General features: G+C 59.0%; 19 protein-coding genes, 6 pseudogenes and 1 other annotated feature. Of the genes and pseudogenes, 7 read left to right on the forward strand and 18 right to left on the reverse strand.

What is annotated here, in order from left to right; translation table 11 throughout:
• Positions 1-14 precede the first annotated feature (14 nt).
• The 7 genes and pseudogenes from hypB to JHD07_RS02175 form a co-directional block, all read right to left on the reverse strand.
• Positions 15-692 carry a hydrogenase nickel incorporation protein HypB gene (gene hypB / locus JHD07_RS02145; RefSeq protein WP_291618477.1) on the reverse strand — a complete coding sequence of 226 codons (678 nt, stop codon included), beginning with the start codon at positions 690-692 and terminating at the stop codon, positions 15-17.
• 82 nt (positions 693-774) lie between these two features.
• Complete coding sequence (locus tag JHD07_RS02150) at positions 775-1,218, reverse strand: hydrogenase maturation nickel metallochaperone HypA (protein WP_291618479.1); 444 nt, start codon at positions 1,216-1,218, stop codon at positions 775-777.
• Complete coding sequence (locus JHD07_RS02155; protein WP_291618482.1) at positions 1,211-1,453, reverse strand: HypC/HybG/HupF family hydrogenase formation chaperone; 243 nt, start codon at positions 1,451-1,453, stop codon at positions 1,211-1,213. Before JHD07_RS02155 ends, JHD07_RS02150 begins: the two co-directional genes overlap by 8 nt.
• A gap of 11 nt (positions 1,454-1,464) precedes the next feature.
• Positions 1,465-2,301 (reverse strand): hypothetical protein, encoded by an 837-nt coding sequence (locus tag JHD07_RS02160; RefSeq protein ID WP_291618484.1) that lies wholly within the window; start codon positions 2,299-2,301, stop codon positions 1,465-1,467.
• A gap of 44 nt (positions 2,302-2,345) precedes the next feature.
• Positions 2,346-4,145: a nickel-dependent hydrogenase large subunit gene (locus JHD07_RS02165; RefSeq protein ID WP_291618486.1), complete on the reverse strand. Its 1,800-nt coding sequence runs from the start codon at positions 4,143-4,145 to the stop codon at positions 2,346-2,348.
• The gene (locus JHD07_RS02170; protein WP_291618488.1) at positions 4,129-5,106 is read right to left on the reverse strand and encodes a hydrogenase small subunit; all 978 of its coding nucleotides are present in this window, start codon (positions 5,104-5,106) and stop codon (positions 4,129-4,131) included. The genes JHD07_RS02165 and JHD07_RS02170 overlap by 17 nt, the downstream gene beginning before the upstream one ends.
• A 194-nt stretch (positions 5,107-5,300) precedes the next feature.
• Positions 5,301-5,796, reverse strand: a pseudogene (locus JHD07_RS02175) (LOG family protein); the annotation flags it as partial.
• 822 nt (positions 5,797-6,618) lie between these two features.
• Between JHD07_RS02175 and JHD07_RS02180 the strand changes: the two are divergent.
• Positions 6,619-8,679, forward strand: coding sequence for a copper resistance system multicopper oxidase (locus tag JHD07_RS02180; RefSeq protein ID WP_291618490.1), 2,061 nt, complete (start codon positions 6,619-6,621; stop codon positions 8,677-8,679).
• Complete coding sequence (locus JHD07_RS02185; RefSeq protein ID WP_291618492.1) at positions 8,676-9,452, forward strand: copper resistance protein B; 777 nt, start codon at positions 8,676-8,678, stop codon at positions 9,450-9,452. Before JHD07_RS02180 ends, JHD07_RS02185 begins: the two co-directional genes overlap by 4 nt.
• Positions 9,453-9,503: 51 nt before the next feature.
• On the opposite strand, the gene JHD07_RS02190 is transcribed toward JHD07_RS02185, so the two are convergent.
• The 5 genes from JHD07_RS02190 to JHD07_RS02210 all read right to left on the reverse strand — a co-directional run bounded on the left by JHD07_RS02190 (position 9,504) and on the right by JHD07_RS02210 (position 14,741).
• Complete coding sequence (locus JHD07_RS02190; protein ID WP_291618494.1) at positions 9,504-10,121, reverse strand: sigma-70 family RNA polymerase sigma factor; 618 nt, start codon at positions 10,119-10,121, stop codon at positions 9,504-9,506.
• A 167-nt stretch (positions 10,122-10,288) separates the two neighbouring features.
• Positions 10,289-10,618, reverse strand: a complete 330-nt coding sequence (locus JHD07_RS02195) for a hypothetical protein (protein WP_291618496.1) — start codon at positions 10,616-10,618, stop codon at positions 10,289-10,291.
• Between the two features lie 898 nt (positions 10,619-11,516).
• A complete protein-coding gene (locus JHD07_RS02200) occupies positions 11,517-12,293 on the reverse strand; it encodes a cytochrome c3 family protein (RefSeq protein ID WP_291618498.1) in 777 nt (258 codons plus the stop codon).
• Positions 12,290-12,994: an iron reductase gene (locus JHD07_RS02205; protein ID WP_291618500.1), complete on the reverse strand. Its 705-nt coding sequence runs from the start codon at positions 12,992-12,994 to the stop codon at positions 12,290-12,292. The genes JHD07_RS02200 and JHD07_RS02205 overlap by 4 nt, the downstream gene beginning before the upstream one ends.
• A 1-nt stretch (position 12,995) precedes the next feature.
• A complete protein-coding gene (locus JHD07_RS02210; RefSeq protein WP_291618501.1) occupies positions 12,996-14,741 on the reverse strand; it encodes a 2Fe-2S iron-sulfur cluster-binding protein in 1,746 nt (581 codons plus the stop codon).
• A 20-nt stretch (positions 14,742-14,761) separates the two neighbouring features.
• Here JHD07_RS02210 and JHD07_RS02215 point away from each other — a divergent pair, with 20 nt between their 5' ends.
• Positions 14,762-14,965 carry a hypothetical protein gene (locus JHD07_RS02215; RefSeq protein WP_291618502.1) on the forward strand — a complete coding sequence of 68 codons (204 nt, stop codon included), beginning with the start codon at positions 14,762-14,764 and terminating at the stop codon, positions 14,963-14,965.
• A gap of 161 nt (positions 14,966-15,126) precedes the next feature.
• Here the strand turns inward: JHD07_RS02215 and JHD07_RS02220 are convergent, their stop codons facing one another.
• From JHD07_RS02220 to opgC (JHD07_RS02245), 5 genes and pseudogenes are all read right to left on the reverse strand, one after another.
• Positions 15,127-15,876, reverse strand: a complete 750-nt coding sequence (locus JHD07_RS02220) for a Spy/CpxP family protein refolding chaperone (protein ID WP_291618503.1) — start codon at positions 15,874-15,876, stop codon at positions 15,127-15,129.
• Positions 15,877-15,980: 104 nt separating this feature from the next.
• Positions 15,981-16,283, reverse strand: coding sequence for a DUF1622 domain-containing protein (locus JHD07_RS02225; RefSeq protein ID WP_291618504.1), 303 nt, complete (start codon positions 16,281-16,283; stop codon positions 15,981-15,983).
• Positions 16,284-16,422: 139 nt separating this feature from the next.
• Positions 16,423-16,823 (reverse strand): annotated as a pseudogene (opgC, locus tag JHD07_RS39685) (OpgC domain-containing protein).
• A 13-nt stretch (positions 16,824-16,836) separates the two neighbouring features.
• Positions 16,837-17,063 (reverse strand): annotated as a pseudogene (opgC, locus tag JHD07_RS39690) (OpgC domain-containing protein).
• A gap of 19 nt (positions 17,064-17,082) precedes the next feature.
• Positions 17,083-17,355 carry an OpgC domain-containing protein gene (gene opgC, locus JHD07_RS02245; RefSeq protein WP_291618508.1) on the reverse strand — a complete coding sequence of 91 codons (273 nt, stop codon included), beginning with the start codon at positions 17,353-17,355 and terminating at the stop codon, positions 17,083-17,085.
• Between the two features lie 510 nt (positions 17,356-17,865).
• Between opgC (JHD07_RS02245) and JHD07_RS02250 the strand changes: the two are divergent.
• Positions 17,866-18,539 (forward strand): annotated as a pseudogene (locus JHD07_RS02250) (IS3 family transposase); the annotation flags it as partial.
• Positions 18,092-18,206, forward strand: a sequence feature (AL1L pseudoknot). It overlaps the preceding pseudogene by 115 nt.
• Positions 18,540-18,566: 27 nt before the next feature.
• Here the strand turns inward: JHD07_RS02250 and JHD07_RS02255 are convergent.
• Positions 18,567-18,771: pseudogene (locus JHD07_RS02255) on the reverse strand (IS30 family transposase); the annotation flags it as partial.
• 88 nt (positions 18,772-18,859) lie between these two features.
• Between JHD07_RS02255 and JHD07_RS02260 the strand changes: the two are divergent.
• The 3 genes and pseudogenes from JHD07_RS02260 to JHD07_RS02270 all read left to right on the forward strand — a co-directional run bounded on the left by JHD07_RS02260 (position 18,860) and on the right by JHD07_RS02270 (position 20,617).
• Complete coding sequence (locus JHD07_RS02260) at positions 18,860-19,060, forward strand: hypothetical protein (RefSeq protein ID WP_291618510.1); 201 nt, start codon at positions 18,860-18,862, stop codon at positions 19,058-19,060.
• Between the two features lie 66 nt (positions 19,061-19,126).
• Positions 19,127-19,505, forward strand: a pseudogene (locus JHD07_RS02265) (hypothetical protein); the annotation flags it as partial.
• Between the two features lie 866 nt (positions 19,506-20,371).
• Positions 20,372-20,617, forward strand: coding sequence for a hypothetical protein (locus JHD07_RS02270; RefSeq protein ID WP_291618512.1), 246 nt, complete (start codon positions 20,372-20,374; stop codon positions 20,615-20,617).
• Positions 20,618-20,942 lie beyond the last annotated feature (325 nt).

Consider the following 20,942-nt stretch of genomic DNA (forward strand, 5'->3'; position numbering starts at 1 on the left):
GGTGTCTCTCCCTATCAAAGTGGATTGTTGCGTCTGGATGGCCGGCTATGTCGGCGCTCGGCCAGGCTCTGCCGAAGCCACGACAGCCATTCATCCATTCCGGCCGAGTTCCGCGCCGAGGTTGTCAGAACTGGTCCGCCGTAACCGGAAGCCTTGAGGGCGGCGGTCGCGCGATCGGGCCGAAAATCGTCCAGAAATGGAAGGAGGTCCGTCTTGGTCAGAACGACAAGATCGCTGTTGCGGAACATGACCGGATATTTGGCCGGCTTGTCGTCGCCTTCGGTCGTCGAGAGCAAGACGACATTAAGTTGTTGCCCCAGGTCGAACGAGGCCGGACACACCAAATTGCCGACGTTCTCGATGAACAGCACGTCGATGTCGCCGAGCTCGAGCTCGTGCAGCGCATCATGCACCATGGCGGCATCGAGGTGACACGCGCTTCCCGTGGTGATCTGAACAGCAGGCACGCCCTTGGCGCGGATGCGCGCGGCGTCGTTCTCCGTTTCGAGGTCGCCCTCGATGACGGCGAGCCTGAGTTCGGACCCTAGTCTCTCGATGGTCGCCTCCAAAAGCGCGGTCTTGCCGGCCCCGGGAGATGACATCAGGTTGATGGCGAGAATGCCAAGTTCGTCGAAATGCTCGCGATTGTGGTGCGCCGCACGGTCGTTGGCAGCCAGAAGCCGGCTGATCACCCGGGCCTCGTCCACGGGGCGGTGCCCTTGCGCTGCGCTGGCAACTTCCTTGCCCTGCGAATGTCTGACGATGTGACCGCCGTCATGAGCGGCACAGCCGCAATCTCTGCACATCGCGATTCCGCTCCTTCATCCTACGTTCTGGTGCACACGCCGCTTCCTCGAGAAGACTCTCCGAATCCACCCCATCGAATTCCACGCTCAACAGCGTGAGTTCGTCACCGCGCGTTACGCGAACGCGAAATGAGCCGCAGGATGCGCAGAGCAGGCGATTGGGGAGCGTAACGCTTGACCCACCGCAGTCCGCACAGCGAACGCTGACGTCGCTTTGCTCGAAATCCAGGCAGGCCATCTCGGCCCGGGTCCCAGCCTTGGCGACCTCGAAGGCGCGGCTCAGTAATCCAGGCTCGACGCCTGAAAGTGGCCCAACGCCAACCACGATGCGCCGCACGTACGCGGTCTGAACGGTATCGGCAAGACGCTCCACCTCGGAAAGCAGCGACCAGCAAATCGACAGCTCATGCATCGATCGCTCCGCTCTGAGCGCCAAAGGCGGCGTCGAAGAGAGCCCATGTGGACTCCGCTTCGGCCGCTTCGATGATCTGAATGGCATAGCCGAGGTGAACCAGGACGTGATCGCCCACGGTCACGCTGCGATCCTGCAACAAAAACAGGTTGACCTCGCGCGACACGCCCTTGACGGAGCAGCGGGCCACGTATCCGTCGACGGTGTCGACACGCATTGGAATGGCGAGGCACATGCGAACGCCCTCTACGATTGACCCACGTTCAGAACCGGTGCAAGACCTTCGATGAGCGCGCGTCTCTGCTTTTCATCCAGTTTTGCGTTGAGACGGGCAAGCGCAGTGCCCAACGCGCGCAGCGCTGCAACATGTTTCGACGATTGCAGCTCATGCCTCTTGAGCAAAGCCACCGGGTCCGTGGAAGCCGGTTCAGCCGGGGAGGGACGGCGAACGACCTGCGCGGTCGCGTCGAGCAGCTCCAACCAGGCTGGCTCTTGGGACGGCTCTATGCCGACCGTGTCATGCAAGGCGGCCATCTTCTGCGACAACTCTTCGCTGGAAATCGGTCCCTGGCTTGCGAAATCGGCCGGCGGCGCCATCTCCTTCCCTGAGGGAGCAGCATCGGCTTGCTTGGCTGGCTGTGACGCAGCGGCTGCTTGGTCACCTCCAGGCGGTGTGCCCATCGGGGTCGTCGCACGCTCGGCGTTGTCGGCCGTCGTAGCCTTGGGTCCCGAAGGCATGGTTTCGCCGGGCGCGCGGGCGACCACCGCGTCGTCGACCGCACCCGGGCAGAAAAAGCTGAAATTGCCGGTGTCGCGGCCGCGTATGAACTGCGTCCAGTTCGGCTCAACCCGGTGTTCGGGAGAAGTATCGAACGTGCCGAGGTGATGGCACATGGCGCAATGAGGCTGATGGGCGCGAACGCGCAGCCGGCCGCGATCGATGCAATAAGTGTCGATAAGATCGCCAAAGCCGGAGCCGGGTCGAGCGAGAACAGGAGAGCCCAGCAGCAGCGCCGCAAAGCAGGCGAGCGGGACAACGCCGGCATATCGGCTCGGCGCCTTGCGTTCGGAATCGGATCGCATGTCTTCAGCCTCTCGTCTGGCCTCGCGCCGTTTCGCCCCACCCATCATAACACCTTCACGCGAACGAGCTCGTCGCCATCGGGATCGATGACATGGACCGCGCAAGCCAGGCACGGATCGAAGCTGTGAATGGTACGCAATATTTCCAGCGGGCGCGTGGGGTCCTTCAATTTGTGTCCGCGCAGTGCCGCTTCGTACGGACCCTCCCGGCCCGCTGCGTCGCGCGGCCCCGCGTTCCAGGTGCTTGGAACCACCGCCTGATAGTTGCCTATCCGTCCGTCTTCGATGGTAAGCCAGTGGGCCAGAGCTCCGCGCGGGGCCTCCATCATGCCGACGCCGCGGCTTTTCTTGGGCCATGTGGCAGGATCGAACAGGACGTCGTCGAAGGTGCGGAGATCGCCGCTTGCGATGTTCGCCATCAAGGCGTCGTGCATGCCGGCCATCGAATCCGCGATCAATTTGGTCTCGAGGGTGCGCGCCGCGATGCGCCCCAATGTCGAGAAAAGCGCCGGGATCGGCAGACCCAGTCGGCCAAGCGCGTGGTCGACCAAGCCTCGTGCGCGAAGATCCCCACTGGCGTAAAGGACCAGAACCCGGGCCAACGGTCCAACTTCGACCGGAAGCCCTTTCCAGCGCGGGGACTTGATCCAGGAATATGATTTGTCGACGTCGAGCTGCTCGTAGGGCGGCGCCGGTCCGGTATAATCCAGGGAAGTCTCTCCGTCATAGGGGTGCAGGCCCGCCTGTTTGCCGGTGGAGTATTGATACCAGGAATGGGCGACGAACTCCTGGATCTCGGTCGGATCCTCAAAATCGACCGGCTGAACGCTCGACAAATCCCGGTTGGTGATCACGCCTGCCGGAAATAGCAAGGTTGTCCGTTCGGCCGCGCCGATCCCTTGCGGAAACTCGCCGTACGACAGGAAGTTGCCGACCCCTTCACCGCGGGTTGCCCAGTCCTTGTAGAATCCGGCGATCGCCAGCGTGTCGGGCAAATAGACCTGGTCGACGAAGGTCCTCATCTTTTTGATCACCTCCCCGACCAGCCGTAGGTTCTCCGCGTTCACGGCCGTGGCAGTCGCCGTCTCAGAAATTGCGCAGGGAACGCCGCCGACCACGAAGTTCGGGTGCGGGTTCTTTCCGCCAAAAATGGCATGGATCTTGACCACATCGCGCTGCCAGGCCAGCGCCTCCAGATAGTGCGCCACCGCCAAGAGGTTGACCTCCGGCGGCAGTTTGTATTCGGGATGGCCCCAGTAGCCGTTTGCGAAAATTCCGAGCTGGCCTCCTTCCACAAAGCCTTTCAGCTTTCGCTGGACGCTGCCGAAATAGTCGGGGGAATTGTTGGGCCACGGGCTCAAACTGGTCTGCAGCTTTGCGGTCGCGGCTGGATCCGCCTTGAGCGCGGAAACGACGTCGACCCAGTCGAGCGCATGCAGGTGATAAAAGTGCATGACATGGTCGTGCACATATTGCGCAGCAATCATCAGATTGCGGATGTGCTGGGCATTTTGCGGAATCACGTGGCCAAGCGCATACTCCACCGCCCGGACGGAGGCGATGCTGTGCACGACGGTGCAAACGCCACAAAATCGCTGCGTAAACGCCCACGCATCGCGCGGGTCACGCCCTTTCAGAATGATTTCGATGCCGCGCACCATCGTGCCTGAGCTCGACGCGCGCGTAATCACGCCTTGAGCGTCGGTTTCCGCCTCGATCCTCAGATGTCCTTCGATGCGGGTGACCGGATCGACAACCACCCGGCGCGGTTGCGAGCCCGTTGTCGCGGCTCGAGGCTCGGAAGTGGATTTCCTGCCTGTCTTCCGATCAGAAGGGTTTGCCATAAAACCCTCCCTCGCGGTCCCAGAACTTCGGCTGCGCACAGCCCAGGCAACCGTGCCCCGAGTACATGGGGAAGCTCGTCCTCTGGTTCCATTTCACAGTGGTGCAGGCGTTAAAGGTGGTCGGTCCCTTGCAGCCGAGGTCCTTGAGACAGTAGCCCTTGCGCGCGCCCTCATCGTCGAAGCTCTTTGCAAACAGGCCCTGGTTGAAGAACGGCAACCGGGGACAATCGTCGTGCACGGTTCGGCCAAAGAACGGCACCGGGCGTCGCAACTCATCGAGGGGTGGCGGTTTGCCAAAGGTCAGAAAGTGCACGACCACGCCGGTCATGACCTCGGGCACGGGCGGGCATCCGGGAACGTTGATTAGCGGAGCCATCACTTCGGTCTTTTCGATCAGGTCGCGCAGCGCATCGAACGCTCCTCCCGCGCCGGTCGGGTTGGGCGCCGCCGCCGGGATTCCCCCGTAAGTGGCACACGTGCCGACCGCGATGATGAGTGCCGCCCCCCGCGCGGCAGTTCGCACGAGCTCGCGCCCGCTCTTCCCGCCTGTCGTCGAATAGCGTCCCACCTCATCGAGCGGGATTCCTCCGTCCACGATCAGGACGTACTTGCCGCGTGCGCGTTCGATCGCATTATCACGGGCCTGCTCCGCCGCGAGACCCGCGGCCGCCTGCAACACATGATGGTAGTCAAGGGAAAACTGATCGAAGATCAGGCTCTCGAGGGTCGGCTCAAACGAGCGCAGGATGGACTCGCTGCAACCGGTGCATTCCTGTATCGAGAGCCAAATGACGCTCGGCCGAGGCTTGCTCGAAAGGGCCTGCGCGATCGCTGGCGTTGCGCTGGGCGGCAACGCCAGGATGGATGCCGTATAGGCACACCAGTTCAAGAAATCGCGCCGTGACAGGCCCTGGCGGCGGAGGTGATCCAAGACCGAGGGACGATCGTCCGAAATTTCCATCTTGCACCCTCCCCGGCGCGAAAAGCTACATCAGCCCTACCTCTGTCGCAAGTGAAGCAATCTGAAAGCGCGAACTGACCGCCCTAGCAAGCACAAGCCATCGACCTAGGTTCGCACGTACATACCTATGAAAGACGCCAAAGATCGCCATTCATTACAGCTTTCTTCGGTCGCAAATATCAAACTCTTCAAGCTCATGGTGATGAACTGCAAGCGTCCGTCGCGGCCTTGATGGGTGTGCCGTCGAGCAGGTGATGGTAGCGCGACGCTTCGCACGACAGGCCCGGAACGCCCAGTCCGCACAACAGCAGGCGGCTCCAGATATCCTCGGCATGTTCGGCAAAGCGAAACAGCGAGCAATCGGATCGATCCACTGTACCGCTTGCGATCAGCGCATCGAAATTGACGGTCGCTCGTCAGTAGTTTTCGTCAAAGAGCACGATGGGTTATCGGCGGCGACTTGCCGGTCTGGCGCAGTGTCAGGACTTCGAACAATTCGTCGAACGTTCCAAAGCCCCCCGGAAAGGCGATCAAGGCGTTCGCGCGCATCGCAAGATGCATCTTCCGCAAGGCGAAGTAATGAAACTGGAACGTCAACTCCGGCGTGCTGTAGCGATTGGGGATTTGCTCCCTGCGAAACGTGATGTTGAAGCCAATGGAGGGAGCGCCAGCTTCATGCGCGCCGCGATTGGGAAGCAGGGGCGAGGAGCTGGCGTTTGACTATCCGCGGCAGGAGTTTGAGCCGGTTCTGTAAGTGTCTGACCAACCAAACGCTTTATCTAATGTCCGTGAGGCCAGAGGTTCTAGCCGCGGCCGCGCCGTGGTCGGCGGCCATGATGAAGTGCCTGCATCCGATGCGCACGAGCCGTATTTCTGGTCGGACAAGTTTCCGCTGTGGATGTAGCCGATCGCCAAAGGCCGAGCAGGTGCGTAGGTGTCGCGTGTTCGTGTCCGAAGACGGTTTGCCGCGGAAAGTAGAGGAGACGTTCGGGGCCGATCTGACGATAACGAAAGAGATCTGCGGACGCTGGCGCCGCATGAGCCGCGAGTCCGCCATCCTAATTGAAGAAGCTGAGTTTTCTGTCCAGCAAAAGGTGAGTGACCGGGGCCGAAACTGGCGCCTGTGAGCCACGAAGCCCTCTTCGGTCGCTCGCCTAAATATCGGCAAGCCCACGAACCGGTTTTCGGGCCGCCCTGGTAAGGTGCAAGTCTTGGCAACATATTGGGCTCGGAGCTTTTGTTGTCTGCGCTGCTGCGGGTACTGAGGCGATCAGCACCCGAAGCACAACAGCGCCAAAAAAAGCCCTCGGATCATGCCTCTCCAGCTCCAGCCGATGCCGAGGGAAACTCCCCGGAGCTTAAAGGCGGCCCGGAGTTGATTTGAATCATCCGGTTCTGCAATCGAGCGGTCATACTTGATTTTCCGACCAATGCCATTGCATGATCGTCGGATTGATCGGCTGCAGATGGGAGTCTGGTGGCGGACCATCTCGCCGAAAAAGGGGAGGCCGCATGCAAGTTTTGTTCGGGAGTCGGGGGGCGCGCATTGTTTTGGCCACGTTGAGCCTGATGTTCCTTGACCAAACAGGTGCCAACGCCGGCACTTACGATCTCGTGCTAGAAAGGCACGCCATGAACATTACAGGCCGCGACAATGTCGCGTTGCTGATCAATGGTCAGCTTCCCGGTCCCGTTCTTCGCTTCAAGGAAGGGGAGAACGTCGTCGTAAATGTCACAAACCGCCTAGATGAAAATGCCTCGATCCACTGGCATGGGCTGATTGTTCCACCCGAAATGGACGGCGTGCCCGGCATTTCCCCTGGCTATGGCGACGGCATACCGCCGGGGCAAACCTTCACTTACCGCTTCCAGCTCAGACAGTCGGGAACCTATTGGTATCACAGCCACTCGTCCGGCGAACAGGAGCAACTCGGCATCTATGGCCCGATGATCGTCGAACCTCGCGGGCAGGATCCGTTTCGGTACGACCGCGATTACATCATCATGCTCTCCGACTGGAGTGATGACGCCAGGAGCATCATCAAGAACCTGAAGGCCGAGAGCGGCTGGTACAATTTTAACCGGCGGACTCTGGTCGGCTTGTTGCAGGACTTGAACAAGGCGCCCTCCGACGAGGCGCGCCGCGCGATCATCAATGACCGCGTCGCCTGGTCGTTGATGCGAATGGATCCGACCGATATTTCGGACGTCTCGGCCTATACATTCCTGGCGAACGGCCGGACGCCGGAGCAGAATTTTACCGCATTGTTCAAACCCGGCGAGCGCATCCGCCTGCGCTTCATCAACGGCTCGGCCATGACGTATTTCGACGTGCGCATTCCGGGATTGAAGATGACCGTCGTCCAGGCCGACGGCAACAACGTTCAGCCCGTGGTCGTCGACGAATTTCGGTTCGGCAATGCCGAAACCTACGACGTGATCGTACAGCCGACCGAAGACCGAGCCTATACGATTGTTGGAGAGTCGTTGGACCGCACAGGCTTTGCCCGTGCGACCCTGGCGCCCCGGCCGGGAATGATCGGCGAACTGCCCCCGCACCGGTTGCGACCGCTCGTCTCGATGGCCGAAATGGGCATGAATCTCGGCCCGAAGGGTGGCGACCGTGGCACGCTGCGCCCGGAGCAAGACATGCCGGGCCATGTCGCGCCCGAAGATCCGGTGGCAATGGCGATCGGAATGGGCGACATGGGTGCAATGTCGGGCAAGGGCGGCGCTGGCACGATGCCTGGCATGCAGCATGGGACTTCGGGAGCCAAGCCGCAGATGTCCGGTATGTCCGGTTCAAAAGACTCAAGGCGCGCCCCAAAGCCGGCGAAGCGGGACAAGGCTCCGGGCATGCCCGGGATGAACCACGGGAATATGCCGGGAATGAGCAGCGCCTCTCCCGATCGATCGGACGCCCTGGCGCAGATGCGGGCCGCGCCAGATCATTCCAGCATGCCGGGAATGGGTAGTGGAGCTCGTGGTGCTCCGGAAGTAGAAACTGGAATCCAGCAGGGACCACAAGCCTATGTTCTCCGTGGCGGCGAAGACATGGAGAGCGTCCCTGTGACGGGCGGGCACGCAGTGCCGGATCCGCTCCTCAACGACACGGGAGCTCCTCCAGGGACCAAGGTCCTTTCCTACCGGGATCTCAAAGCGCTCAATCCGTACCCGTACAAACCCTACGATCGCATCATTGAGATGCGGCTGACTGGCAACATGCAGCGATACTTCTGGTCGATCAATGGCCGAAAGTTCAGCGAAGCCGAACCGATCGTGCTGCGGTATGGCGAGCGCGTCAGATTCCGCTTTATCAATGAGACCATGATGAATCATCCGATGCACATCCACGGCACGTGGTTCTTGCCGGAGGTTGGCAACGGTGCTCGCAATCCCAAGAAGCACACCGTCAATATCAAGCCAGGCGCCACGCTCGACGTCGATGTTCCCGCTGACGCCGAAGGTCCCTGGGCATTCCATTGCCATCAGCTCTATCACATGGAGACAGGCATGATGCGAAAGATTGAGGTGGTCCGTCAGAGCATAGCGGCCGGTAGGAGGCTTCGATGAATCGCGCTCGACCGATTGCGTTGATTGCCCTTGTACTTGGATCTATCTCGCTGAGCGCGCCCGCTCAAGCCCAGAGCCCGGTACCTTACGTCGAACAAACCTCATGGTGGGGATCTCGCACCCCGAATGGAATAAGCTTCCCGGATCAGCAGCTTTTCAGCGCCTCGCGTTTCGAGAAGCTCGAATGGAGCGGCCCGAATTCTGCGCGCTGGGACATGGAAGGATACATTGGAGGCGACTACGACAGGCTGGTTTTCAAGTCGGAGGGCCTCTACAGCGGTAGAACCAAGAACCTCGAGGAAGGTCAACTGCAAGTTCTCTATTCTCGTCTGATTGACTATTATTTCAACGCCCAAGTGGGCGTTCGACAGGACTTTTCAAATAGGTCGAACCGCACCTATGCTGTCATCGGCCTGCAAGGTCTCGCACCCGGCTTCATCGAAACCGACACTGATCTATACATAAGCCAGGAGGGCGAGGTCTCCGCCTCGTTCACCGCGTTTTACGATCTCCTGATCACGAACCGCCTGATACTGCAGCCCCGTATCGACCTGAGACTTCAGGCGCAGCCGGTGCCTGACCTGGAGCTGGGCAGCGGGCTCACAGATTTCGAGCTGGGGGCACGCTTGCGTTATGAATTTACCCGCAATTTCGCGCCCTATATCGGCGTCAATTGGGACCGCAAGGTCGGTCAGACAGCGACCATTGCGAGAAATAGCGGCGAACCAGTGTCCGCGGTGTCCTTTGTCGCGGGTGTGCGGCTATTCTGGTGAGTCTTAGAATCGACTTTTCGCGCGGGTCTGGCCTGGGCGATTGGCGATGTATCATTTGCGGCGCACTTCATTGCAGCGACATACAAAATAGTTTTCATCCTCGCAGGCCTCACAGATTTCTTCGAGGCGGCCTTTCAAGGCTTGACGCGCTCGATGAAGGCGAACCGTGATGTTATTCACGGTCACTCCGAGTTCAAGCGCGACTAATTCCCTGGGCTCGTCTGCGAGGTCTATTCTTCTGATTATCTCGGCTTGCTCCGCCCTCAACAAGGCAAGATATTGATGCAGACATTCGCAAATTTCCTGATCTGCTTCCTGGCTCCGATCGATGGCGAGGCGCTCGTTCAGTTCGGCCGTGAATGATGCCTCCTTGATTGCCCTGGACCTTTGACGATGGAAATCAGCAATGGTCGTCGACAGAATCCGGCTGAGCCAGCCGCGGACAGCGTTGGCGTCCCGGAGATCGGAGGAACGTTCGAGAGCCCGCAACATGAATGTTTGCAGTACTTCTTCAGCGTCTTCCTGCACCCTAAGGCGCTTCCGTAGATGGCTCCGGAAGCGGCCGTAGCTTTCGACGAGAGCTATTCGAACTGCTCGATCTGAGGCCATAGACGACAATGGCGCGCTCGTTGCAGCCGGGCCTGGACGGTTGGTCCACGATGATGACATAGCAATTGCTCTGTTCAATGTTCGGCAGATTGCTTCGGTAAGGGCTGTGGCTTGCTTCGGTAAGGGCTGTGGCCCAAAGTGCGCGAAAAACACAGCAGATGAAGCAATGGCATATGAGCGCACGCGCCCCAAAGCGGAGCGCAGCAGCCCAACACACACATGAAATTTCAGACGATAGGTGGCCGATAGCGCCGAGCGAACGTGCCTTCGTCGATCTTCAGGTCAGGCTCCGACTCGCAGCGGAAGCGCGGCATGGGAAGCGGCAGGATCGACGCAGGTTGAGGAAAAACCGCACTGAAGCACAGCGAGCCACAGCAGCCCGAATGCGCCTGTCCGACGCTTCTCTTGTCGATGTCGGCGCCCGCCGCCACATCATCCAAATGCTGCGCCGGTTCGGCGCTCGTGCGGTGGTGCTCATGACATCCCCCGAGCGCACGGGATTGGTTGGTGTGTTGAGCAGCGACGTCATGTTGGCCGGTGGCAAAGGGCAGGGCCAACGAAGGCGATATCGACCCAAGCAGATATGCGACGGCGAAAAGCCATCCCCACCATCTTCGCTTTGGTCGCGTCAAGCTACCCATCTGATACCAACTTGCTTCAGAATATAGCTTCGGTTAAGCGACCGCCAATAGCAAGCAACCTAAGAAAATAGGCAAATTGCGCCTGGAAGACGCCTTCTTCCTTCGGCCGGGCCCGGTTCCTATCGATTTTTCCCAGCCTTCCTCCGCGGCCCGATGCGCGGCTGACCGGGGTCCAGCGGGAGCACGGGGTATGTGTATGGCGGAGATATTTCGACGGCTTGGGCCGGCGAGCCACGCGCTTCGTTCGGCCAGTAACGCCGGTCCGAAATGGTGGCGCCGGCCATGACCTCGACCGAGGGCACGATAGCGAGCAGGGGCACGATGAGGCAGAGAGTGACGCTCTTGTTCATGTTTACCTCGGCGTTTGCCGTTGCTCGCACGCCTCGGAAATATTGGCTTTCGCCTGTTTCGTTTCGCAGCGCAGCGCTTCCTGAACATCTCAATTTTACAAGCTGCTAGCCCGCAACTCTTGATTCAGATCAACTCTTGCCGCCGCATCAACTACCTACGGGCCCCTACCGTGTTGAGTTACGGGTGCAAACTCCTGGCCCGTAAACAGATAATAGCCGTCCCGGCTGAGGGCATTAGCGACGGACTTTCTCCGCAGGCAAGCTTGACGCGCATCGCTTCCTTTCAAAATGCGAACGAACCGCCAACCTGGGCCCAACAGCAAATTTGGAATTTCTGTGTGCGTAGGTACGACGGCGTAGAAGTCGCGCGCAAATGTGCTGGCAAAGAGCGCGTCGGAAGATGCGGCCCGCAGCGGAACAGGCGCTACAGACGGCAACAACAGAGGCGGCATCGGGTTTGCTCCTCAATGGTGCTTAAACCATCCGATATCCTTAATGTCATTGAAGGAATCGGTGCGGTGGCAAAGGAAGCACTGGCTTACGGTGGCATGCTCCTGACCGGTGATCATTCGGTCCATCATAATGAAATGCATCATATAGTGACTTGGCGGTGCCTGGTGACATTGCGCGCATTCCTTGGACGTCGGTGAAGGATGTAGGAACTGAGCAATCCGCCAGGAATCCAAGGTATGACAGCTGGCGCAATCACGCCCGAATAGGCCGCGATGCGGCTCACGGTTGCTGTGGCAGTTGGCGCAATCGAGACCTGCCTTCTCCGGTTGGTTGGAAGTCGGCAATCGCAGAAATCCTTTTAAATCGGTCACCATCTGTTCACTGATCGCGCGCGCCGAGGTGTTTTGGCCTTGCGGAAATGATCCTATGCGCAGCAGCGTAGCATGGTCCATCTTGGTGGCACGAACGGCGCCCGTATGCTCGATGTGACATCCGCGACATTCTTTACTGGTCGCATGAAAAGCGGTCGACTGCATGCTCAGATCGGCGGCGGACGTCGTGTGACAGGCGATGCAGGCTGACGCCTGGACGCCCTTTGTCGGCGTATGGCACGTCTCGCATTTATTGGAGAGAAATGCATGCTTTTGCGACAGAGGCCCTGGCACGACGGCATCTGTCCAACCGGAAACTGCGCCGGAACCGTCGCGGTACAAGCCGATTGATATCGCCGCTACGCCTGCGATGGCGAACGTGACCAGGACCGTATAGACGAAAGAGCGCAGGCTCATGTCAGCCACCGCAGCCCGTAATAGATTTCGCCGGCGACGTGCAGCGCCAACAGCGCATACATTGCGATTGCCGCAACCACGTGGAGGCCGATCCACTGCATGAATACTTTCTTGACCGTGTCTTGAGACCCGATCGCGTATTCAAGGTCCGCAATGCCGTCGACGAGCTGCAACAGTGTGACGTCCTGCAGCGCAGCCGGTCTTACAGATGGACCGTCGGGATTGGCTATTTCCCGAGTGGACAGGGTGAGCGCCGTCCGGTCATAGGCGGACCGCAATGTTGATAAATGAGCTTGTTGCTCTCGAATTTCGGACGCGGTCTGCGGCAGATAGTATCGACCCACAAATCCGGTCACCACAACGACCAGCATGCTAGCGATGAGGCCAATTCCTATCGGACTTTCGTACTTGTGGCCGCTATGAAGAATGGCCAAGAAAGATGCGGCAATGCCGGCATAAACGTGAAAGCTGAGGAGGGCCTTCATCGATACCAGCCGCGTGACAAGCGCCCTGAAGCTTCGGCTGTACTTCGTGAGTGGATAGACGATGAGAAGAACCATCAAGGTCGCGGCGGACGTGCCTAAGGCAAAGCCGGCCAGGCTGCCAGCAAATCTCGAATCGGAATGAAGCAAAAAGGCGGGAACGAGCAGCAAGAGGCTAGCGAGGACGATATCAACGATGAAGCGTCCTCGTTCGCCCATATCAAGCCTCGACGACCAGATTTCCAATCGACTTGGCTTGGCAAGCCAGGATCATGCCCTGCGCCTTGTCCTCGTCCGTCAACGCCTCCTGGACCTCCATCGTGACGGTCCCTTCCAGGAGATGAGTTTTACAGACCCCGCAGGTGCCTGCACGGCAGGAAAAATCGATCGGAACGCCGACCGACTCGGCGACTTCGAGGACGCTCTTGTCAGGAGGCAACGGAGCAACTTTGTCCGACTTGGCGAAGCGAATTGACGCCGTAGCTGGCCCGAGCGCCGGCGCCGCAGTTTCGGACTTGCGCTTTTCGACGATCGTCATTCCCGGGGGAGGGACAGCTCCGAGCGCGGGACCGAATGCCTCGGTCTTGATTTGTTCGGGCGGAACACCAATCTCGCCGAGCACCTTCCTGAGCGTATCCATCATTTTCGGAGGGCCGCACAAGTGGACGCGTTGCTTTGCCAAATCGGGTACGGACCGCGTCAAGAAATCACTGGTGATCTGACCCTCGGCACCCATCCATGAAGTACCTGCCGCCCGCACCATCGTTGCAGCTACGTGCAAGTTGTCCATCTTGCGCTGCAGGTACTCCAGTTCATCCCGGAAGATGAAGTGCTCCGTGGTTTGAGCGCCGTAAACCAGATAGATCTGACCCGGCCATGCAATATCGGACAGATATCTCACCGCAGCCATTAACGGTGTGATTCCTACGCCGCCACCGATGAGCACCACGCTGTCGGATTCCTTCCCTGTGAAGGTGAAAGCACCCGAAGGAGCCAGTACCTCAAGGAGGTCTCCCACCTTGATCTGGCCATGCATGTACTCGGAGAAAACTCCTCCATCCTCTCTCTTGATCGTGGTCTCTACATAGGCCGTCTGGGCGGCAGATGATGCGATCGTATACGACCGTCGGACGGTCTTTCCATCGATCTCGGCGGAGTAGGTCAAAAACTGACCGGGCAGGAATGTGAATGGAATAGCGCCTCCAGCGGGATCCTGGAGGCGGAACGTCTTCACACTTGGCGTTTCCTTGTAGATCGCACAGACTCTGAGTCTGCCCTTCCAGAGGCCGCCCGGCTTCGCCGTAGTGCTGCGGCTGCCAGGCTCGGGTGGGTTGGGCCCGCTTTCAGCGTAACTTGGCTGGCCACTCATGCTCGCTCGTGGCGAGGCTATCGTCGCCTTGGTGTCCGTCGCCGCGCTCGCAGGAGACACCGGAGCGGCAGCAGGCGATGCCAGCCCGGGCGCCGGTGCGCGAGTCAGGCGATCGACGAGCGCGTTGGCCCGGCGCATGCGCTCCACATAGACGATAAGCATTCCGGCAGAGAAGATGCCGAGGAGTGCCATTGTAATGAGGTGAAACCAGGAGATGCCGAACAGGCCATTCGCATTCCCATGACGCTGTTCAGGCGTCGCGAGGTTCATCTGAGATTTGAACCAACTCTGCGCGATCTGCTGCGGGGGCTTTCCCTCATTCAGCGCCCGAAGCGCGGTAACGCCGCTGTGGACCTGATTGAGAGAATCGCGGATTTGCTTCGCCGCCTGATCTGCCGCGGCAATGTCACCCCCAGCAATCGCATGCCGTAAATTCTTTTCAGCGGCCGAGATGCCGTCGATGTCTGAATTGATCCGGCCGCGAGCCTGAGATTCCAGGTTGAGGCGCTGCTCCGCCGAAAGCGGCGGCATTTCCATCAAGGATGGATAGAACTCCTTGCGCGGGCGGCCCATCATTTCGCCCATCATGTTCATCATGCCGGAGTTCGGAGCGCTTGATGAAGGTGCCGGTGAGCCTCCACCTGGTTTACTTGGTGGAGTGGCGGGGCTATTCGACTGAGGTGCGGCATCAGCTCCAGAATTCGATCCACCGGGATGATGCGCCGAATGTTCATCCGCCGATTGAGCGAATTGCCGCCTTCCGTTTGACCATTCAAGCCCGCGCCGATCGTCGGCGGCATAAATTGCGAACCCTGGCCTGATAGCCCTGGCGCTCTCCCGCTGAGATATGGCACTGTCCGGCGAAACACTGGCGAGCACTGTGCTCGCAGCAAACCAGCTCCAAAGGGCCAAGGCACCGAGGACACGTCGACATCCGAAAGACAATACGACTCTCGACATGGCCCCAGCTTTCAAGGCGTCGTCAGAACGTTGCGATCAAGGGCAGCAGGATGGCGTCTGCCGTCTTCTTCTGCTCGTCGCTCAGGTTCGTATATAGACGATTGAAGGCGGTGCGAGCTGCCTTGATCGCTTCCAGGCGTTCCGCCAGGTGGCGCTCGTAATGCTCAATCCGCTCGGAACCCGAAATTTTCTCATCCACGACGAGGAGTTTGCGTGCATCCAGCAAATGCTGGCGACTGGAGCGTAGCGCGTCAGCCAAAAGGTTCCAATCAGCCGATTGCTTGTCAGTGATCTGCAACTCGGCCTTCAGGAAGGCGATCCGCCCTTCCAGCCGCTCAGTCACGTCCGCCGGCCCGCTTGCGGTAACTCCGGCCTCGGGCGCCATACCGGCTTTGGGTGCGGGCATCTGACCGTGCATCATCCGCATCATCCGCATCATGTCATCCATGCCACCGCCCATGTTCTGGGATTGGCCGCCGGATTGTCCCATTCCTCCCATCGAACCCATTCCGCCCATAGGCCTTTCCATAGGCCTCTGCATGGGCATCTTCATCTTGTCGTCCATGCCGCCCATGTTCTGGGATTGGCTGCTGGATTGGCCGCCCATGCCGCCCGAGCTGTTGGATGAGTCGGACTTCATTTTCATTTCGTCCATCATCGCAAGCTGCAAGGGATTTGCAGCCGTTGCTCTCGCCGATGACGGCGCGGCTGGCGCCAGACCCAAGACGACGAGCGCGGCTGCGGTTCCGATGAACTTCTTCATATTCTCCATGGACAGCTCCATCCCTGCTGATGATCCCATCATTCGACTACCATTTCGAAGTCAGGGCAGCTTGACGCAGATCAATTAAGAAAGACGGACAACCTATTAAAATATTACACAAAGTTGATTGCGAGCGCATAGGGCGGCCTCGCGGAAAATCCGGGTGAATGCCTGGCTAGAACAATAAGAAACTGAAGGCCGAGCAAAATAGCCCGGCCGATATTGGCGCGATAGGAACGAAACGCATCGGTAAATTCTCTCCGCCGCATCTCACGGAACGACCACACGGTGGAGGCGGCGACACCGCAAACGATCACAAGCACCCGGAGCAGCTCGATTGCAGAAGCCGTCCAATGAAGTCCATGTAGAATGGTCGCCCGGGTCTGCCCGGTAAAGATGAGCTCCGAGGTAATCAACGTTGCCTCCCGGTGCGTTCGAACTAAGAACCCGATCTCATGGCACACGCCGCCGTTCTGCCCTTATGGAAATTTTCCTTCGGAAGCCAAAGCCTATCAACATCCTTCGACCAAGTTCGGTAATACCCAATGATAGTCATCATCCACAAACCCGTGGCTCCGACACAACGAGCTGGACCGGCACTCCATCCAAACCAAAACCCAGCACGAAATGGGCGATGAAGGACAAGAACAGGCCGACGCAAAAGACAGGCGGGGATTGTTGACTGCACCGGATGAGAGGTTGAATATTGGCCATTTCAGTCCCCGCCAGTCGATCGGAATGAGCGATACGACGAGATATACCAGGCTCACCAAATGGATCACGTGGTAGGGAGCGAGATTAGATTTACTCTTTGGGAATAAACGGCTCGGCAATGACATCGGGAGCGAACTGCCGCAATTCGGGATTCGGTCTGCCAGAGTAAAGAGCAAAGAGAAGGAAGCCGATGCACAGGACGTAGAGAATGCGCGAGTGCAGGAGTCCTTGATTTGCAGCACCTCCGAGCGCGAACTAGGCTTCAAGAATGAAGAGTAGCTGACACGTAAACGGATTGAAATACCATACCCCGGCCGGATAGGACGCAGGTTCCAGCCATAATGGCGAGCAGCAAAATACGGACCAATGGCCGATCATCACCGCGTTGCGCCATCGCAACATGAACCAGAGGACGGGAAGGCGGCCGTCAACACGATGTTGAGAGGCAAGGCGTCGAGATTGAGTGGTTTAAACCTGAGCACCAGGCCCTTAGACAATGTCTCAACAGGAAAAAATCATCAGAGGGGCGACGTTGAATGGATCCATGAAATGCAGATCGTCGAATGTGTGCGCAAGGTAACGCACCGCAGTGAGGTAGACGACGAACAGCAGCAGATGGGCGACATAGACCTGCCACACATGGCGCAATAGCCTGGTCGCTCCGACGACAAAGCCGTGTTGCTTAATTAGCGTTCCGAAAACAAGCGTCGTGGTGTAGCCGGAGATCATAAGGAACAGATCGGCTCCATCGCTAAAGCCGTAATTCCGCGTCATGAACCAAGCGAGCGCGGTGTTTGGTATGTGCCCAGAAAGATCAGCCAGTTTGCCAGTCCGCGAAACGGATCCAGGCGGATATCGCGCTGCGGCTTCGGCAACACGGACCTAACGGTTATTGTTTTCCCCACTCGTTCCCGTACAAAGACTGCAACCTGCACGGCCCGGCCAGGCTCTCGGTCAACCTGTTCGCCAGCCGATATCGCTCGTCCCGTTCTTACAAGCTTGTTTGCGCCACCAATGGAGACAATCAGATTTGTACATTACCTCTCATGGCCATGTCGGCAATAATCGGTGGTGTGTGGATGGCGAGAACGGGCGCGCCCTGATGGCGCCGTAGCGAGCGCAACTTGGGATCTCGGCCTTGAGCGGAGAATGCGGGGCCTCCGACTCCGAAGGCCGATTGAACCGCCCCGGGATTGCCGGAGGCACTACTCTTGAGAAGATGGAGCCATGACAAGCAAGACAACGAACAAGTTCTCACCTTAAGTGCGGACCCGTGCAATTCGGATGGTTCTGGACCGCGAGAGCGAGCATGCCTCGTGCCGGGCGGCGGTCGTTTCGATCTCAGCCAAGATCGCTGTACGCCGCAGACATTGCATGAATCGGTCAAGAAGGCCGAGATCGACAGCGGCCGGCGATCCGGCGTGCCATCCGACGTCTCGGACCGGCTCAAGGCCCTTGAGCGGGAGAAGGGCGAGCTTCGCCAGGCCAATGAGACCCTGTGCAAGATGTCGGCATATTTTGCGATGGCGGAGTTGACCGCCGGTACAAGCCATGATCGCGTTCATCGACGATCACCGCGAGGTTTATGGAGTCGAGCCGATCTGCAAGGGTTGCCGATCGCCCCCTCGACCTACCACGCCCAGCCGCCAAGCGGCGCGATTCAGCCAGGCTGTCGGCGCGCGCCAGGCCGGATGCCAAGCTGAAGATCGAGGTTCGGAGAGTCTTCGGTGAGGGCTTCCGGGTCTATGGCGTGCGCAAGATCTGGCGACAGCTCAAGCGTGAAGGCTTCGATGTTGCTCGTTGCACAGTGTCGCGACTGATGCGGCACATGGGCTTGCGAGGGATAATCCGCGGCGAAACCGTCAAAACCACGATCAGCAACAAGGCCGCGCCATGCCCGCTGGATCACGTCAACCGCCAGTTCAAGGCGCCAAGGCCGAACGTTCCTTTGGCTCTCGGTAGTCGCAACACCAATTCGTTTTTACTCATGACAGCAATTCGTCAAGCGCTTCTGCCGGCGTTTTCCAGCCCAGGGTCATTCTGGGTCGCTCATTGAGAGCCGCTGCTACAGCGGATATCTCGTCGACGCTGTGGATGCTCAGGTCTGTGCCTTTCGGAAAGTACTGCCGCAGCTAACCCGTTGGTGTTCTCGTTGGTGCCGCGCTGCCCAGGGCTTTTCGCATCGCTGAAGGCCCTGCACCTTTAGAGGGCCGCCCTGCACCTTTAGCGGGGCAATTCCTCGCGTTCAGCCGATGAAAGACAGCGCCCGGAGAGAGGCTTGGCCGAAGATCTGAACATCGCTGGTGGCACGCCGCCTGCCTTTCGGAATAATCTGCTTCAGACCGGTTGCGAAAAATCCGGCCTCAAACGCAGCATCTTCGCTGCTCTGGCCTGTGGCAATCGCCTTCCAACATCGATGCTATTCATCGCGTCCGGCCGCAGACGGCCGGCCTGGCAATGGCAATGGCGCTCGTTCTGACCGCGCCGAACGTCTATCTTTCATCGCAACTTCCACTTCAGGGTGTTGCGACGACCGTTTGAATCCGCCCAATACGTCTCGATCAAATATACCGAGCGCCTGGCGGAAGCAGCGTCGAGCCTACTGTCTGCAGCGTCGGAACCTATGACAATGCTCTCGCCGAAAACCATCAACGGCCTCTACAAGGCCGAAGTGATCCACCGTCGAGGTCCATGGCAAAACTTCGAGGCCGTCGAGTTCGCCACCCTCGAACGGTCTATTGGTTCACAACCGCAGGTCGCTGGAGCCCATTGACAACATACCGCCGGCCGAAGCCCCGCAACGCTACTACGCCATGCTGAACAACAGGCCATGGCAGTATAACCTAAACGGCCTCGGGCAATCCCGGGGCGGTTCAGATCGCCGACAGCCCGGAGAGGTCGATCGAGCTGGCTGGCAATCTTGAAGGACGATTACTTAGAGCCAGAGTGCGGTGCGGTGCTCGAATTAGTCGACGGGCTAGCACCGGTGGTCGAGGGTGCATCCTGCTTCGAATCCGATCCCCCTCGGTGCATCCGGCCGCCCATCCTGTCGTGGTCGCTTTCCATCCCCTTCCGGCCCATCCTGCTATGGCCCATGCCGTCCCGCATCATTCCGTGTCCCATGCCTGGCGCTGGCTGGGCAGGCGCAGTCTGCTGAGAGGGCGCATCCTTTGGGGTATCCGGGGTCTGCTGCTGGGCCGAAGCCACTGCCGACGAGTTAAGGGCAATAGCCAAGCCGAGAGCCGCCGCGAGGCTCCTTTGACCGATTGTCTTCATCATTCCTCTCCCACAACGTTCTGCTGCCGGTCTCGATAACCGGCAGTCACCACCGTATGGCGCTCCGCGGACCGCGGTTTGACCAAGGTCAACTTGGCGAACGCATGTTGTGGGAGATTTTTCGGATCCCACTGTAATAAAACGATCTTCCAATGACGTTATTATAATGCTGCCGCAGCAGGTGCTTTTGCTCGCGGTCGGCGGCCGCTGGTGCAGGGCTGCACGGGTGCACTCTTGTCGAACTCATTGAGCCGACGTTTTGGAACAATCGTCGAATGGATGTTGAAGCTTCGGAGGACATAGGCGCAGCCAGCGCTGGTCATCGCGAAGGCAAGCCATAAGATAGTGGCTTTGAATTTCGGGCCAGCATGCTGATTCTTTCAGCATTCCTCCAAACGTATTTGCCCCCAGTCCTTGATCTGGCTCAACCCACATTCGCGACGCATCGGGTTGATTGCTGGTCAATCAGACGCCCGTTTTGATTGTTCCCATTCGGTCAATAGGAGGGAGAAACATGAATATCCTCAAACTGTTATTTGCCGCGAGCGTCTTGTCCTTTGTTGCGCTTCCCGCGATGGCGCAGTCGAGCCCCGAAGAAGGGAAGGGCGGCAGCCACCACTACTTTGGTGGAGCCAAGTCCGAGGTCCCGCATCACATAGGTCCCAAGAAGCAGAGGACTGGCTCGAAGAAATCCGGTCCGAAGGGAAGCCATCATTACAGCGGCGGCCCGCGTGAGCCCCACCACATCGGACCAAAGTAACAGCAATTGGACTGAGATCATTCTGCATGATCGCGGCGCGATCGCTTCGTCTCAGCGTGGCAATTCCTTAATGTACTTTGCGACGTCAGTTCAGCGTCGCCTCTTGGCCCGTCTCCGGTACGACGCTGCTCCACCGCAATTCGTTCGCGATGCGGACACCGCCTTCAGCTCTCCACAGGTGAAAGGGGAAGAGCCGGCTTGTGAACTTGCGTTCGTTGGCATATCGGGCGTCTTGGATAGGTGACCTTGCCCTATAATCCGGTTTGAAGCGGCTGCTGGCCGACGCCATGCTGGACAACGCGGCGCTTTAAGGCTCTGTTGGGAA

The sequence above is a fragment of the Bradyrhizobium sp. genome (assembly GCF_016462955.1).
Lineage (GTDB): Bacteria > Pseudomonadota > Alphaproteobacteria > Rhizobiales > Xanthobacteraceae > Bradyrhizobium.

What these genes read in the sequence shown, in the direction of transcription:
- JHD07_RS02150 (WP_291618479.1), bottom strand. Translation starts at nt 1,218, where the DNA reads ATGCATGAGCTGTCGATTTGCTGGTCGCTGCTTTCCGAGGTGGAGCGT.
- opgC (WP_291618508.1), bottom strand. Translation starts at nt 17,355, where the DNA reads ATGACGCGGAATTACGGCTTTAGCGATGGAGCCGATCTGTTCCTTATG.
- JHD07_RS02200 (WP_291618498.1), bottom strand. Translation starts at nt 12,293, where the DNA reads ATGAGCCTGCGCTCTTTCGTCTATACGGTCCTGGTCACGTTCGCCATC.
- JHD07_RS02215 (WP_291618502.1), top strand. Translation starts at nt 14,762, where the DNA reads ATGAAGGTGCCGGTGAGCCTCCACCTGGTTTACTTGGTGGAGTGGCGG.
- JHD07_RS02190 (WP_291618494.1), bottom strand. Translation starts at nt 10,121, where the DNA reads ATGTCATCATCGTGGACCAACCGTCCAGGCCCGGCTGCAACGAGCGCG.
- JHD07_RS02185 (WP_291618492.1), top strand. Translation starts at nt 8,676, where the DNA reads ATGAATCGCGCTCGACCGATTGCGTTGATTGCCCTTGTACTTGGATCT.
- JHD07_RS02155 (WP_291618482.1), bottom strand. Translation starts at nt 1,453, where the DNA reads ATGTGCCTCGCCATTCCAATGCGTGTCGACACCGTCGACGGATACGTG.
- JHD07_RS02220 (WP_291618503.1), bottom strand. Translation starts at nt 15,876, where the DNA reads ATGGAGAATATGAAGAAGTTCATCGGAACCGCAGCCGCGCTCGTCGTC.
- JHD07_RS02180 (WP_291618490.1), top strand. Translation starts at nt 6,619, where the DNA reads ATGCAAGTTTTGTTCGGGAGTCGGGGGGCGCGCATTGTTTTGGCCACG.
- JHD07_RS02170 (WP_291618488.1), bottom strand. Translation starts at nt 5,106, where the DNA reads ATGGAAATTTCGGACGATCGTCCCTCGGTCTTGGATCACCTCCGCCGC.
- JHD07_RS02205 (WP_291618500.1), bottom strand. Translation starts at nt 12,994, where the DNA reads ATGGGCGAACGAGGACGCTTCATCGTTGATATCGTCCTCGCTAGCCTC.
- JHD07_RS02165 (WP_291618486.1), bottom strand. Translation starts at nt 4,145, where the DNA reads ATGGCAAACCCTTCTGATCGGAAGACAGGCAGGAAATCCACTTCCGAG.
- JHD07_RS02160 (WP_291618484.1), bottom strand. Translation starts at nt 2,301, where the DNA reads ATGCGATCCGATTCCGAACGCAAGGCGCCGAGCCGATATGCCGGCGTT.
- JHD07_RS02270 (WP_291618512.1), top strand. Translation starts at nt 20,372, where the DNA reads ATGAATATCCTCAAACTGTTATTTGCCGCGAGCGTCTTGTCCTTTGTT.
- JHD07_RS02210 (WP_291618501.1), bottom strand. Translation starts at nt 14,741, where the DNA reads ATGATGAACATGATGGGCGAAATGATGGGCCGCCCGCGCAAGGAGTTC.